The following is a 13,349-nucleotide window of genomic DNA, read 5'->3' as shown; positions in this document are numbered from 1 at the left end:
GGACCGCACGAGGAGCTGCCCCATGAGACTCATCCGCATCCCCAGCCGCACACACACCCGCACACACGCCCGCACACACGCCCGCACTCGCGCCCATGCCCGCAGCCTTGTCCGCGCCCACCCGCGCAAGAAGCAGAAGCAGAAGCGGCAGCGGGCGCCGCTGGCCGCGCTGCTCGCCGGGGCCCTCGCCGTCGCGGGGCTGGCCGCCGCCGGGCCGATGATCTCGCCGGCTGCCGCGGCGCCCGCTCCCGCCACGGCAGGCAACGCCACCGGCCTCACCCAGTCCGGGAACACCTTCACCGTCACCACGACCGCCGGCGCGAAGGCCCGCGTCGTCGTCGCCCGCGCCGACATCTTCCGGCTCTGGCTGTCACCCGACGGCGCGTTCACCAACGACCCGGCCGGCTCCGACCTCGCCCCGACCACCGACTTCGGTTCCGTCGACACCACCCTCACCGACGCGGGCGCGTACTACCGGATCACCACCGGAGCCCTGAACATCCGCGTCAACAAGACGCCCCTGCAGTTCTCCGTCTACCGCGCGGACAACTCCACGCTGGTCTGGCAGGAGACCCAGCCCACCTCCTGGACAGGTACCCAGACCACCCAGTACCTGGCCCGCGGCGCCGACGAGCAGTTCTACGGAACCGGCCTGCGCCTCGGCGAATGGGCGCTGCGCGGCAAGACCGTCCCCGTCGCCGTCGACAACAAATGGCGCGAGAACAACAACGCCAGCCCCGCCCCCTTCTACATGTCCACCAACGGCTACGGCGTCATGCGCAACACCTGGGCCCCGGGCTCGTACGGTTTCAACGCCCCGACCACCCTCACCCACGACGAGAAGCGCTTCGACGCCTGGTACTTCACCGGCGGTTCGCTCAAGTCCGTACTCGACGCGTACACCGATGTCAGCGGAAAGCCCTTCATGGCGCCGATGTGGGGCCTCGAGCTCGGCAACGCCGACTGTTTCAACGCCTCCAACCCCGACTACCAGGGTGATCACAACCGCCTGCGCCACCAGACCACCCCCGACGTGGTCGGGTACGCATCCGACGCCCGTGCAGCCGACATGCCCTCGGGCTGGTTCCTGCCCAACGACGGCTACGGCTGCGGCTACACCGCCCCGCTCAAGTCGACGGTCGACGCCCTGAAGGCGAAGGGCTTCCAGACCGGACTGTGGACCTCCACCGGCCTCGGCTCCATCGCCGACGAGGTCGGCAAAGCCGGAACCCGTGGCGTGAAGACGGACGTCGCCTGGATCGGCGCCGGCTACAAGACCGCCTTCACGGGCGTGCAGCAGGCCGTCGACGGCATCGAGAAGAACTCCGACGCCCGCCGCTACGTGTGGACCGTCGACGGCTGGGCCGGCACCCAGCGCAACGCCGTCGTCTGGACCGGCGACACCAACGGCACCTGGGACGACATGCGCTGGCACGTCCCCGCCATCGCCGGCGCGGGCCTGTCCGCCCTCAACTACGCCTCCGGCGACATCGACGGCATCTTCGGCGGCAGCCCCAAGACGTACACCCGCGACCTCCAGTGGAAGGCCTTCACCCCGGCCTTCATGACCATGTCGGGCTGGGGCGCGACCAACCCGGCCGCCGGCTACCAGGACAAGCAGCCCTGGCGCTTCGCCGAACCGTACCTCTCCATCAACCGCAAGTACCTCCAGCTCAAGATGCGGCTGATGCCGTACCTCTACACCATGAGCCGCACCGCCCACGAGAGCGGTGTGCCGAGCACCCGCGCCCTGGTCCTCGAGTACCCGGACGACCCGGTGGCCCGCGGCAACCTCACCAGCGGCCAGTTCATGGCCGGCGACTCCTTCCTCGTCGCGCCCGTCGTCTCCGACACCTCCGTCCGCGACGGCATCTACCTGCCCGCCGGCACCTGGACGGACTACTGGACCGGGAAGACGTACGCCGGCCCGGGCTGGCTGAACGATTACCAGGCGCCTCTCGACACCCTGCCGCTCTTCGTCAAGGGCGGTGCGATCGTGCCGATGTGGCCGCAGATGAACCACACGGGCGAGAAGCCCGTCTCCACCCTCACCTACGACATCCACCCGCGCGGCAACTCCTCGTTCAGCCTCTACGAGGACGACGGGCTCACCCGCGCCCACCAGTCCGGCGCGTACGCCCGCCAGCAGGTGGACGTCACCGCCCCGGTCACCGGCTCCGGCACGGTCAGCGTCTCCGTCGGCGCGCCCACCGGCAGCTACACCGGCAAACCCGCCGCGCGCGGCTACGAGTTCACCCTCCACGTGGCCTCCGCACCGGGCGCGGTGACGGCGGACGGCAGCGCCCTGGCCCGCCAGACGTCCAAGGCGGGCTACGACGCGGCCGCGTCCGGCTGGTACTTCGACCCCGCCGACCGCGGCGGCATCCTGTGGGTCAAGACCGGTACGAAGTCGGGCGCGTTCGGCATCACGGCCACCGGCACCTCCGTCCCGGCGGCCGACCCGGTCCCGGCGACCTCCGCCCCCATCCCGCAGTCGGCCTGGACCCTGGTCTCCGCCGACAGCCAGGAGACGGCCGCCGAGAACGGCGCGGCCGCGAACGCCTTCGACGGCAAGCCGGCCACGATCTGGCACACCGCCTGGTCCTCGGGCACGCCGGCCGCGCTCCCGCACGAGATCAGCATCGACCTCGGCGCCCGCTACGCGGTCGACGGCCTCGGCTACCTGCCCCGCCAGGACGGCGGGGTCAACGGCCGGATCGGCGGCTACGAGGTGTACGTCTCCGACACCACCACCGACTGGGGCTCCCCGGTGGCGACCGGTACCTTCGCCGACACCGCCGTCGCCAAGTCCGTGTCCCTGTCGGCGAAGACCGGCCGCTATCTCCGCCTCAGGGCCCTGACCGAAGCCGGCGGGCGCGGCCCCTGGACCAGCGCGGCCGAGATCAGCCTCACCGGGCGCGCCGCCCCGCTCCCGGCCGACGCCACCCTCGTGAACGCGGCCTCCGCCCGCTGCACCGACCTGCCGCACAGCGCGACCGCGCCGGGCACCGAACCCACCCTGTACACCTGCCACGGCGGCCCCAACCAGCGCTGGAGCCTGAAGGCCGACGGCCACGTCACCGGCTTGGGCGGGGTCTGCCTCGACGGTACGAGCGCCTCCCGGATCACCGTCCAGACGTGCAGCGGAGCCGCCGGCCAGAACTGGCAGCCGGGGCCGGACGGCAGCCTCCGTACGCTCGGCCAGTGCCTGGCGCCGGTCGGCGCCGGCACCGCGAACGGCACCGCGCTCACCCGCACCGCCTGCGACAACAGCCCGGCCCAGCGCTGGACCTTCACGCCCTGACGCCGGACACGGCGTCAGGGCGCGGCACCGCCGAGCACGGCCTGGCAGTCCCGCCAGGCCGACTCGGTCAGCAGGCCCCGCAGCCGGGCGAACAGGGCGAGGAGGCCGGGCCCGTGGGCCGCGCGGAACGCGGGGTCGATCTGCGCGAGGTCCAGTTCGTTCGCGGCGGACAGCTCGGCGAAATCCCGCCGCGAACGGCGGTCGGGGCAGTACACGTGACCGGTGAACCGGTCGCGGAACGCGGCCGCGCCCTCCTCGCCGGCGGCGAGCGCCGGATAGGAGGCCGCCCGGTCGCAACTGGCGTAGAAATAGACGATCTCCTCGGCCTCCGCCCCGATCACCGCCGCGAGCGCGGCCCGGCGGTCGACCGGCAGCAGGGCGGTGGCGAAGCCGTCCGTACCGTAGAACGCGTGGCACAGGCCCGCGAGTCGGAGCGCGGGCCGGGCACCCCACGCCCCGAGCCGCGCCTGTACGCGTTCCAGATGGGCGAGCAAGGTGCCGCCGGGGTGGTCGAGGCGCCCGGCGCCGAGCTCGCGCAGCCATGCGAGGGCGCGCGCCTCCGGCCCGTCGGGCTGTGCCGGTACCGCCATGGGAGTGGTCCTTCCTCGCGCGTCCGAAGGATCTGAAAGAGGGGTGCGGGTCGACACCCGTCCCCGCCTGCGCCGGGTCCGGACCGTGGCGCAGGCGGGGACGGGTTGCCGCCCTGGGCCCTGCAATGATCATGGTCCAGCCGAAAACCCAAGTCAATCCTCTGAATTCCTATCAAGACCCAAGCTGTAGCTTGGATCCCATGACTCTCGACGATCTCCGCGTCTTCGTGGCCGTCTGCCGGGCCGGCAGTCTCAGCGCCGTCGCCCGCGACCTCGGCTGCACCCAGTCGGCCGTCAGCCAGCACGTCCGCCGCCTCGAGAAGCAGACCGGCACCGACCTGCTGGAGCGGCACGCCCGCGGCGTCGTCCCCACCGAGGCCGGGCGCATCCTCCAGGCGGCCGCCGCCGACGGCATCGCCGGGCTCGACGGTGCCCTGCGCCGCCTCGACGACCTCGTCCGCGGGGACACCGGCTCGGTGCGCATCACCACGGGCGCGACGACCGTACGGCACTTCATGTCCGAGGCCGTCGTCGGCTTCCGGCGCCGCCACCCCCAGGTCAGCCTGGAGTTCCAGACCGAGAACTCCAGCCGCAGCTGCTTCGACGCGCTCGCCGCCGACGACCTGGACCTCGCCTGGATCACCATCGGCAGGCCCGTGCGCGGGATCGAACAGCGTCCGGTGATGGAGCTGCCCTGGGTGCTCGCGGTCTGTGCCGGCGACCCCCTCGCCGACCGGCCCAGGATCGAGCCTGCCGACCTCGCCGGCATCCGCCACATCAGGCTCCCGGAGAACTCCGCGTCCCGCGCCCACCTCGACGCCGCCTTCGCGGAATCGGGCATCCGGATACGGTCCGACACCAGCGTGGCCGACTGGGACACCGCGCTGCTGCTGGCCGAACTGGGCCTCGGCCACGCCGTCGTGCCCGCCCTGCCCGGCTGGCGGGTCCCCGGATCAGACGGCCCGCTGCGCCTCGTCCCGGTCCCGGCCCTGCCGCCGCTCGCGGTCGGCTGGGCCGTCCGCCGCTGGTCGGCCCTGTCCCCGCTGGCCCGCGTCTTCGCCGACGACGTCGCCCGCAGCTGTACGGCGCGCGCCGCGCGGCAGCAGTGAGGCCGGCAGCAGTCCCACGGCGGCCAGGGCCGCCAGTACGAACAGGGCCGTCGGCGAGGCCCCCGCGCCCGCGGCGACGGCGATGCCCAGGGTCGGACCGACGTTCATCGCCGTCTGCTTGAGCCCGCTGACGACTCCCGCGTACCCGGCCGGGGCGTCCCCGGCCACCGTGCCGGTGGCGGTCACCATGACCGCGGCGAACCCGGCGCCGAGCACCGCGAAGGCCGCCATGACCGCCGGGCCGGACCACACGCCCAGCCCGCCGACCCCGAGGACGACCAGGCCCGTACCGGTGAGCGCCGTCCGGCGCGGCCCGCACCGGCGCAGCGCCATCCCGGCCAGCGGCGCACCCGCGACCATGCTGCCGGTCAGCGGGAGCACCAGCAGGCCGGTGGCGAGCGGGTCGAGGCCCCGTACGTCCTGGAGCAGGAAGGTCGACACGAACAGCGCTCCGAACATACCGCCGGAGACGGCCAGCAGCAGCGCCATCGAGGCCGCGACCGGCCGCGACCGCGCCACGGCGGCCGGTACGAGCGGCTGTGCGGCCCGCCGTTCGTACCGTACGAGCGCCACCGCGAGGGCCGCGGCCCCGCCGAGCCCGAGCAGCGTCGGCGGCGCGGTCCAGCCGTGGGCGGGTACGCCGGCCAGCGCGTGGACGAGCACGGCGAGGGCCGCGGCCAGCAGCGCCGCACCGGTCAGCGCGGGCCGGTCCGAGGCCGGCCCGTCCGGTCCGGTCCGGGGCGGCGCGGGCACCCGTACGGCGAGGGCGAGCGCGGCGATCACGAGGGCGATCGGCACGTTCAGCACGAACACGGAACGCCAGCCCGACTGCGCGACCAGCACGCCCCCGAGCAGCGGACCGGCCGCGGCGGCCACGCCGATGGCACTGGTCCGGACCGCCACCGGGGTGGAGAGCCGGTCGGGCGGGTAGGCGAGGCGCAGCAGTGCGAGGGTCGCCGGTTGCAGCAGCGCCCCGAACACCCCCTGGGCGGCGCGCAGGGCGATGACCCAGCCGACCCCGGGCGCGAGCGCGATCCCCGCGGAGGTCGCGGCGAAGCCGAGCACGCCGACGAGGAGCAGCCGCGGATGCCCGTACCGGTCGCCGAGGCGGCCGGCGATGACGAGGAAGGCGGCCACGGTGAGGAGATAGGCGGTGCTGGTCCACTGGACCTGGGCCACGCTCGCCCCGAGGTCGTGGCGCAGGCTGGGCTGCGCCACGCTGAGGACGGTGCCGTCGAGCGCGACGAGCATCGCGCCGCCGACGCTGACGAGGAGCGCGACCCGCTGCCTGGGCCGGGTCATGCGGGGACCGCCCCGAGGTGGGCGTCGAGGGCGGCGTCGACGAGCCGTTCGACGCCGGTCCGGTGGTGGGCCGCGTCGCCGAGGACCAGGGGCAGGCTGCCCCAGGCCCACAACTGGGCCACGCCGTGCAGGTTGGCCCACAGGGCGGCGGCGGTGACCTCGGGATCCCCGCCGGCCCGGCAGCGGGAGACGAGCCCGACGAGCAGGCGGAACAAGGGGAGGGTGGACTCGCGCAGCCTCGGCTGCCGGTGCCCGGCGTCCTCCTGCCCGGCGTCCTCGTGCCCCGTGTCCGATGGCCCGGCGCCCTCCTGTCCCTCGCTGTCGAGCAGGTCGTGACGGAACATCAGCTCGAACATCCCGCGGTGCTCCAGTGCGTAGCCGACGTACGCGCACCCGAGCGCACGTACCTGCTCGCGCGGCGAGGACGCGCCGGCGGTCGCGGCCGCGAACCGGCCCCCGAGGTCGGCGAATCCGCGCCGGGCGATCGCCGAGAGCAGGGAGTGGTGGGTGGGGAAGTAGCGCCGGGGCGCGCCGTGCGACACCCCGGCGCGGCGGGCGATCTCGCGCAGGCCGAGGGCGGCGGTGCCCTCGGTCAGCACGAGGTCGACGCCGACGTCGATCAGTCGTTCCCGGAGCGGGCTGTGCTGTTCCATGGGCCGTGTCTACCAGTCCGAGTAGACACTGTCTACTCGCTGCTCGGCCGATGGTCCGTGCGCGCGCACCCCCAGTACCCCGCTGAGGGGCAGGCGCTACGCGTTCTGGATCGTGTGCACCAGCCCGGCAACGAGGTTCGCCCGTTCCGCCATGGCTTCGATCACCACGTACTCGTGGTCGGCGTGGGCGCCGCCTCCGACGGCTCCCAGGCCGTCAAGGGTCGGCACCCCCAGGGCGGCCGTGAAGTTGCCGTCGCTTCCGCCGCCGACCGACCTGCCTTCGAGGCCGGGGAGCAGCTGCCGGGCCACCGCGAAGAGACCGGCCGACGCCGACTCCGGCATCGGGGGCCGGCCGATGGATCCATGGACGGTGATCTGCGCGTCTTCGAGATGCGGGGCGAGCGCTGCGAACGCGGCTTCGATGCGTTCCTTCTCATCGGCCGACTCGACCCGGACGTCGACGACGACCGTCGCCTCTGCCGGAACGACGTTGTCCAGGGTTCCCGCGGACGCGACGGTCGGGGTGACGGTCGTACCGATCTCGGGCCGGCCCAGCGCCGCGATGTCCAGTACCTGGTGTGCTGCCTCGATCAGGGCGTTGACCCCCGCTTCGGGCTCGAGTCCCGCGTGCGAGGCCCGGCCCGCGACGGAGACCCGGAACGTGCCGCAGCCCTTGCGGCCGGTCTTCAGGGCCCCGCCGTCGGCGGCGCCTTCGAAGACCAGGACGGCGCCGCAGACGAGGGCCCGTTCCTCGATGAGGGCGCGGGAGGAGTGGGAGCCGACCTCCTCGTCGGCGGTGACCAGGATCTCGACGCCCGACCGGTCCTCGAGCGCCGCCAGACCGTGGATCGCCTGCACCAGACCGCCGAGCATGTCGAAGACCCCGGGGCCGGTCGCATGCCCGTCCTCGACCGCGAACGGGCGGCGTTCGAGGGTGCCGAGCGGGAACACCGTGTCGTGGTGACCGAGGATCAGCACCTTGGGATCACCGCCGGCCGACCAGTGGACGTGCGGTCCGGCTTCGCTGTCGATGAGGACGGCGTGTCCGCCGAGGCGGCTCTCGATGACACCGGCGACGGTTTTGGCCGATGCGGCCAGGGCCTCGAGATCACGCGAGGGAGACTCGGTTTCGACGAGTGTCCTGAGGTCCTCGATCATCGCGTCAACACTCACGTTGGCGGTCGTGCGCAGCGTCATGCGGCAAGGGTAGCCGGGACGCCGCGGCGGAAGGCCGCGGCCGGGACGAACGCGGCGGTGGAGGGGATGATGGAGTGGAGGAGGTGCAAGGCCATGGCGGAGCATGACGGCGGTCCGTCGGCAGGGAAGCTGGAGGAAGGCAGACTGCTCAAGGAGCTGGAGGCCATCCACCGGACCCGCCACGAGACCCTGCTGTACGGGTCGGACGAGGCTCTGGTCACCCATACGCAGCGGATGAACGAGCTGGAGCACGAGTACGTACGCCGGCACCCGCAGCGTGCCCAGACGCCGGGGCGGACCCGGTCGGGCGCGCGCGCCCGGACCGGCGAGGAGTGAAGGCCTGAGGACCGAGAGGTCCGAGAGGTCTGGGAGGCCCGAGAGGCCCGAGAGGCCTGAGAAGCCTGGGGGGCCTTACTTCTTGGCGTGCTCGCCCAGGTAGAACAGCAGCCAGACGAACCCGGCGAACACGTGCGTCCCGAAGATGTAGAAGAACGCGCGCAGTGCGACGCCCTTCTCCTTCCACTTCTCGTGCCTCGCCGCCGCAGAGGCGGGATCCTCGGTCTTGTCGTCCGGCACAGCGGATCTCCGTTCGGGGGCGGGGCGGCGGTAGGGGTGGGGCCGGGGCGGGTCGAAGAAACAGCGTACGCGGATCCCGGATATGAGCCTCCTTTGCATCGGATGAGACAAATTTGTATCATTCGAGGCGAGGGAGGCTCACTCTGATCTGATGCGACCGCCTCCTCGCCGCGCAACCCCGAACGGAACCCCATGCACGCCCGCCGCACCGCCGCTCCACTCGACCCGCGCCGGTGGATCGTCCTCGCCATCCTTTCCGGCAGCCTTCTGCTGATCTCGATGGACACCACGATCCTGAACGTGGCCTTCCCCTCCCTCGTCGGCGACCTCCAGCCCGGCGCCGTGCAGCAGCTGTGGATCATCGACGTCTACGCGCTCGCCCTTTCCGGCCTGCTCGTCACGGCCGGCGCCCTCGGTGACCGCTGGGGCCGCAAGCGGCTGCTGATGGCTGGCTTCGGGATCTTCTCCGCCGCCTCCCTGATCGCCGTCTTCTCCACCGAGGCCTGGCACGTGATCGCGGCCCGCGCACTTCTCGGCATCGGCGGCGCGGCGATCATGCCGTCGACCCTGTCGATCCTGCGCAGCGTGTTCACCGACGCCAAGGAGCGGGCCTTCGCGCTCGCCGTCTGGGCGGCCGTCTTCGGCGGCGGCATGGCCTTCGGCCCGGTCCTCGGCGGGCTCCTCGTCCAGGACTACGGCTGGCACTCCGCGTTCCTCCTGAACCTCCCCGTCGCCGCCGTCATCGTCGCGGCCGGCCTGTGCTACCTCCCCGAATCCCGCTCCGCGCGCAGCGCCGGCCGCTGGGACTGGTGGGGCGTCGGCCAGTCGATCGTCGGCATGCTCGCCCTCGCGGGCGGCATCAAGCAGCTCGGCAAGAGCGGTGTCGCCGATCCGCTCCCGTGGGCCCTGCTGGCCCTGGCCGCCGTCGCGCTGACCGTCTTCGTACGCCGCCAGCTGCGCGTGGAGAACCCGCTGCTGCAGGTACGGCTGTTCGCCAAGCCCGCCTTCAGCGTCGCCGCCACCGCCATCTTCCTGCCCATGGTGGGCATGGGCGCGATCCTCTTCCTCGTCACCCAGTGGTTCCAGTACGGCCAGGGCTACACGCCGCTCGAGGCCGGGCTGCGCCTGCTGCCCGCCCCGCTCGCGCTGATCTGCGCCTCGTTGGTGGCACCCCGGCTGATGCAGCGCTTCGCGATCCGGCACGTGCTGGGCGCCGGACTGGTCGTCCTGGCCGCGGGCATGGCCCTGCCCTGGACCTTCCAGCAGTTCGCCGACCCCGGCTACCCGGCGTTCGCCGTCGCCCTGACGGTCATGGGCCTGGGCGCGGGCATCGCCACCACCGTCGCCTCGGTCACGCTGATCTCGGCCGCGCCCGCGGACGAGGTCTCCAGCGCGGCCGCCATCGAGGAGACCTGCTACGAACTGGGCTCGGCCATGGGCGTCGCCGTCCTGGGCAGCACCGCGGCCGCCCTGTACCGCGGCAACCTGCCGGCCCTGGACCTGGACGGCTCCACCCTCGCCGCGGCCCGCGAATCCGTCGGCGAAGCGGCCCACATCGCCGAACAGCTGGGCGGCGCGGTCGGCAAGGGCCTGATCGAGGCGGCCTCCCAGGCCTACACCCTCGCCATCACACCGGCGTTCCTCATCGCGGGACTCCTCGCGGCCGCCGCGGCGGCCACCACCTGGACGATGATCCCGCACGACCTCCGGCCCACCGAGGACCACTGACAGGGGACGGCCCCGCTTTCAGCGGCCCGCATCACCGCCGCAGCGGTGATGCGGGCGCTGGGCCCAGCGTGGTGGTCCCCGGCGCCGCGCGGTGGCCCAGCCCCGTGCGGTAGGCGTCCAGCGCGGCCTCGATCCGGCCCGTACGCCGCAGCAGGTCGCCCAGCAGCCGGCACAGGTCCGCGAGATCGCCGCTGGCTCCGCTGCGCTCCAGCAGGGTCAGCGCCTGGACGTAGTGCTCCTCGGCGGACTCGGTCTCCCCGCGCTCCTCGGCCATCAGGCCGAGCAGCCGGTGCGCGCCGCCCGCATGAACGGCGCCGTGGCTGTCGCCCAGCTCCAGCAGTGCGGAGAGCAGCCGGGCGGCCTCATCGCACCGGCCGAGCCGGCGCAGTACGTCGGCGAGCTCCACCTCGACCTGCGCCGTGAACAGCGCGGCCCGCCGGGCGGAGAGCATGTCCCGGGCCGTGCGCAACTCCGCCTCCGCCGCAACGAGATCACCGTTCTGGGCCTGTACGTAGCCGCGCATCCAGTGACAGTGCGCCAGATCGGTCCGCAGCCGCAGCTGCCGGTAGATCGCCTGCGCCTTGGCGAGCGAGGCATCGGCGTCGGCCGGCCGGCCCGCGGTGAGGAAGGTGCGCGCGACCTGCCGGTGCATCCCCGCCACCAGCGCCGGGTCGGCCACCTGCGGAGCCAGCGCCAGGGCCAGTTCGGCGGCGTGCGCCGCCCGGGCGTGCGCGCCCATGTCGATGTACGGACCGATCACGGCGGCATAGAGCAGCACCAGCGCCTCCGGATCGGCCAGCCCGCTCGCGCCCAGCTCGTCGATGGCGGATTCCAGCAGGTAGCAGGCGTAACGGAGTTCCCCGGCGAGCAGATGCGCCACGGCCCGGCCGCGGATCGGGCGGGCGCGGCGGGGGAGCGGCTCGTCGGCCAGCAGCCGCTCGGCTGCCTCGAAGTGCGCGATGGCGTCCGGTAGTTCCCCCGATTCGATGGCGCAGTCGCCGAGGCCGAGCAGCGCCTCCGCCCGTTCCGCGTCGAGGCCGAGCCGTTCCGCGTCCGCGAGGAGCTGCCGGTAGCGGACGGCGGCCTCCGCGGCGTCACCGGTGGCCAGCGTCTGCTGGGCGTCGGTGAGGGCGAGGCGCACCTCGGTGGCCAGGTGGGCGGGCCGCCCGGTGGCCAGTTCCTCGTACGAGGTGCCGAGTCGCCCGGCCAGGAAGCGCAGCGCCGTCTCGGAGGGCCGGACCTTGCCCGACTCCAGAGTCGAGATGTAGGCGGAAGTGTACGAGGGCTCCGCCAACGCCCGTTGTGTCAGGCCGAGTTCCGCGCGCATGCGCTGAACCCTGCGGCCGATCTCGGCCGGTTCGTCCATGAAGACCCCCTGGTTGCTCCAACTCCCCATGGTGCAGGGGCGGCAGGCCATTGCGCACGTCCCGTGCGCCCCCTAGTTTAAGCAACCGGTTCAGCCCACTTATCAAGCCGCTTAACATGCGGCAATTTCCGGCTTCCCGGGGGAGAGAACTCCATGGACGCGTCCCTTCGCCTGACGCTGCGCGGCGCCCTCGCCGCGCTCGGTACGACGGCCCTGCTGCTGGCCGCAGGCCCCCTCGGCACGGCGGCCGCCGCCCCGCCGCCGATACCTTCGCCGACACCGGCGAAGACCGGGACCGAGGTGGAGATACCGGGGCCGGAGGACGGCACGGCCGCCGGATCCGGCCACACCCGCGTTCCCGTCGCCGGGCAGGCGAAGAAGGCCCCGCAGCTCTCCGAGGCCGAGCGGGCGGCCGACGGCGAGGTCGCCAAGATGGTCGACAACGGCCCGACCGCGGACCGCCTCGACATCGTCGTCATCGGGGACGGCTACACCGCCGCCGAGCAGGACCGGTTCCACGCCGACGCCCAGGCCAAATGGGCCGAGATCACCGCCGTCGAGCCGTACTCCACGTACCGCAACCTCTTCAACGTCTGGACGGTCGACGCCGTATCCCACGACTCCGGTGTATCCGGCGACCCCACACCGGCCACCGTCCGTGACACCGCCCTCGGCTCGTACTTCTGGTGCGAGGACATCGAACGGCTGCTCTGCATCGACCAGCCGAAGGTGGACGCGTACGTGGCGAAGGCGCCCGAGGCCGACCTGGTCCTCGTCCTCGCCAACAGCGCCAAGTACGGCGGGGCCGGCTACAACGAGCCCAGCGCCACCCTCGGCTACGAGGGGATATCGACCGCGTCGGCGGGCAACGCGAAGTCCGGCCAGGTCGCCATCCACGAGACCGGCCACTCCCTGGGCAAGCTCGCCGACGAGTACTTCTACCCCGGCACCCCGGGCTACGAGAAGTACGAGGGACCCGAGCCCGCCGACTCCAACACCTCCACCCTGCCCGCCGACCGGATGGCCGCCGAGCAGGCCAAGTGGTACCGCTGGCTCGGCGCCCCGTCACCCGACGGCGGCACGGTCGGCGCGTACGAGGGCGGCGGCTACTACGTCACCGGCCTGTACCGGCCCACCGACAACTCGATCATGCGCGTGCTCGGCAAGCCCTTCAACCTGCCCGGCACCGAGGCGATGATCGCCGGCTTCTACCAGCACGCGAAGCCCGCCGCCGCGCTCACCCCGACCGGCCGCACCCTGCGGCTGCGCAACACGGCCAAGGTCTCCGTACCCCGGCTGGCCGGCGCGGACGGCCGCCAGCTGGACGTCCGCTGGTACCTCGACGGGCGGGAGCTGAAGCGGTTCGCGGGCCGGACCGAGGTCGCGGTGTCCGAGCTGTGGCTCTTCGACCTGCGCACGCACAAGCTGTCGGTCACGGCCGAGGACCGCACGCCCTCGGTCCGCGACCCGAAGATCGCCCGCAGCCTCAAGTCCACCGTCGACTGGAACGTCCGCCTGTAGCCG

At 72.9% G+C, this 13,349-nt stretch carries 10 protein-coding genes and 1 pseudogene; 5 read left to right on the top strand and 6 right to left on the bottom strand.

Annotated features, from left to right (window positions below; genetic code table 11):
- Positions 1-22: 22 nt before the first annotated feature.
- The gene (locus ACZ5WG_RS15100; RefSeq protein WP_468723313.1) at positions 23-3,304 is read left to right on the top strand and encodes a TIM-barrel domain-containing protein; all 3,282 of its coding nucleotides are present in this window, start codon (positions 23-25) and stop codon (positions 3,302-3,304) included.
- 14 nt (positions 3,305-3,318) lie between these two features.
- Here the strand turns inward: ACZ5WG_RS15100 and ACZ5WG_RS15095 are convergent, their stop codons facing one another.
- A complete protein-coding gene (locus ACZ5WG_RS15095) occupies positions 3,319-3,894 on the bottom strand; it encodes a DUF6817 domain-containing protein (RefSeq protein WP_468723312.1) in 576 nt (191 codons plus the stop codon).
- A 200-nt stretch (positions 3,895-4,094) separates the two neighbouring features.
- On the opposite strand from ACZ5WG_RS15095, the gene ACZ5WG_RS15090 reads away from it, so the two are divergent.
- Positions 4,095-5,003 (top strand): LysR family transcriptional regulator, encoded by a 909-nt coding sequence (locus ACZ5WG_RS15090; protein WP_468723311.1) that lies wholly within the window; start codon positions 4,095-4,097, stop codon positions 5,001-5,003.
- Here the strand turns inward: ACZ5WG_RS15090 and ACZ5WG_RS15085 are convergent.
- The 3 genes and pseudogenes from ACZ5WG_RS15085 to ACZ5WG_RS15075 form a co-directional block, all read right to left on the bottom strand.
- A pseudogene (locus tag ACZ5WG_RS15085) lies at positions 4,986-6,305 on the bottom strand (MFS transporter); the annotation flags it as partial. The gene ACZ5WG_RS15090 and the pseudogene ACZ5WG_RS15085 sit on opposite strands and share 18 nt — an antisense overlap.
- Positions 6,302-6,958, bottom strand: a complete 657-nt coding sequence (locus ACZ5WG_RS15080) for a TetR/AcrR family transcriptional regulator (protein ID WP_468723309.1) — start codon at positions 6,956-6,958, stop codon at positions 6,302-6,304. The gene ACZ5WG_RS15080 and the pseudogene ACZ5WG_RS15085, both read right to left, overlap by 4 nt.
- 96 nt (positions 6,959-7,054) lie before the next feature.
- Positions 7,055-8,155 carry a M20 family metallopeptidase gene (locus tag ACZ5WG_RS15075; protein ID WP_468723308.1) on the bottom strand — a complete coding sequence of 367 codons (1,101 nt, stop codon included), beginning with the start codon at positions 8,153-8,155 and terminating at the stop codon, positions 7,055-7,057.
- 93 nt (positions 8,156-8,248) lie between these two features.
- On the opposite strand from ACZ5WG_RS15075, the gene ACZ5WG_RS15070 reads away from it, so the two are divergent.
- Positions 8,249-8,491, top strand: a complete 243-nt coding sequence (locus ACZ5WG_RS15070) for a DUF6158 family protein (RefSeq protein WP_468723306.1) — start codon at positions 8,249-8,251, stop codon at positions 8,489-8,491.
- A 75-nt stretch (positions 8,492-8,566) separates the two neighbouring features.
- Here the strand turns inward: ACZ5WG_RS15070 and ACZ5WG_RS15065 are convergent, their stop codons facing one another.
- On the bottom strand, positions 8,567-8,731 hold the full coding sequence (locus ACZ5WG_RS15065) for a DUF6126 family protein (RefSeq protein ID WP_468723304.1): 165 nt from the start codon (positions 8,729-8,731) through the stop codon (positions 8,567-8,569).
- 192 nt (positions 8,732-8,923) lie between these two features.
- Between ACZ5WG_RS15065 and ACZ5WG_RS15060 the strand changes: the two genes are divergently transcribed.
- Positions 8,924-10,459 carry an MFS transporter gene (locus ACZ5WG_RS15060; RefSeq protein ID WP_468723302.1) on the top strand — a complete coding sequence of 512 codons (1,536 nt, stop codon included), beginning with the start codon at positions 8,924-8,926 and terminating at the stop codon, positions 10,457-10,459.
- A 31-nt stretch (positions 10,460-10,490) separates the two neighbouring features.
- On the opposite strand, the gene ACZ5WG_RS15055 is transcribed toward ACZ5WG_RS15060, so the two are convergent.
- Complete coding sequence (locus tag ACZ5WG_RS15055) at positions 10,491-11,825, bottom strand: helix-turn-helix domain-containing protein (RefSeq protein ID WP_468723301.1); 1,335 nt, start codon at positions 11,823-11,825, stop codon at positions 10,491-10,493.
- 153 nt (positions 11,826-11,978) lie between these two features.
- Between ACZ5WG_RS15055 and ACZ5WG_RS15050 the strand changes: the two genes are divergently transcribed.
- Entirely contained in the window at positions 11,979-13,346 is a 1,368-nt protein-coding gene (locus ACZ5WG_RS15050) for a M64 family metallopeptidase (RefSeq protein ID WP_468723299.1), read from the top strand.
- Positions 13,347-13,349: the final 3 nt, after the last annotated feature.

Source organism: Streptomyces sp. NPDC032745 (assembly GCF_055579465.1).
The sequence above is the reverse complement of the archived record's forward strand: the minus strand, read 5'-3'. Positions and strand labels throughout refer to the sequence as shown.

Excerpts from the sequence above, each read along its gene's own strand:
- ACZ5WG_RS15090 (WP_468723311.1), top strand. The coding sequence starts at position 4,095 with ATGACTCTCGACGATCTCCGCGTCTTCGTGGCCGTCTGCCGGGCCGGC.
- ACZ5WG_RS15100 (WP_468723313.1), top strand. The coding sequence starts at position 23 with ATGAGACTCATCCGCATCCCCAGCCGCACACACACCCGCACACACGCC.
- ACZ5WG_RS15055 (WP_468723301.1), bottom strand. The coding sequence starts at position 11,825 with ATGGACGAACCGGCCGAGATCGGCCGCAGGGTTCAGCGCATGCGCGCG.
- ACZ5WG_RS15070 (WP_468723306.1), top strand. The coding sequence starts at position 8,249 with ATGGCGGAGCATGACGGCGGTCCGTCGGCAGGGAAGCTGGAGGAAGGC.
- ACZ5WG_RS15060 (WP_468723302.1), top strand. The coding sequence starts at position 8,924 with ATGCACGCCCGCCGCACCGCCGCTCCACTCGACCCGCGCCGGTGGATC.
- ACZ5WG_RS15050 (WP_468723299.1), top strand. The coding sequence starts at position 11,979 with ATGGACGCGTCCCTTCGCCTGACGCTGCGCGGCGCCCTCGCCGCGCTC.
- ACZ5WG_RS15095 (WP_468723312.1), bottom strand. The coding sequence starts at position 3,894 with ATGGCGGTACCGGCACAGCCCGACGGGCCGGAGGCGCGCGCCCTCGCA.
- ACZ5WG_RS15080 (WP_468723309.1), bottom strand. The coding sequence starts at position 6,958 with ATGGAACAGCACAGCCCGCTCCGGGAACGACTGATCGACGTCGGCGTC.
- ACZ5WG_RS15075 (WP_468723308.1), bottom strand. The coding sequence starts at position 8,155 with ATGACGCTGCGCACGACCGCCAACGTGAGTGTTGACGCGATGATCGAG.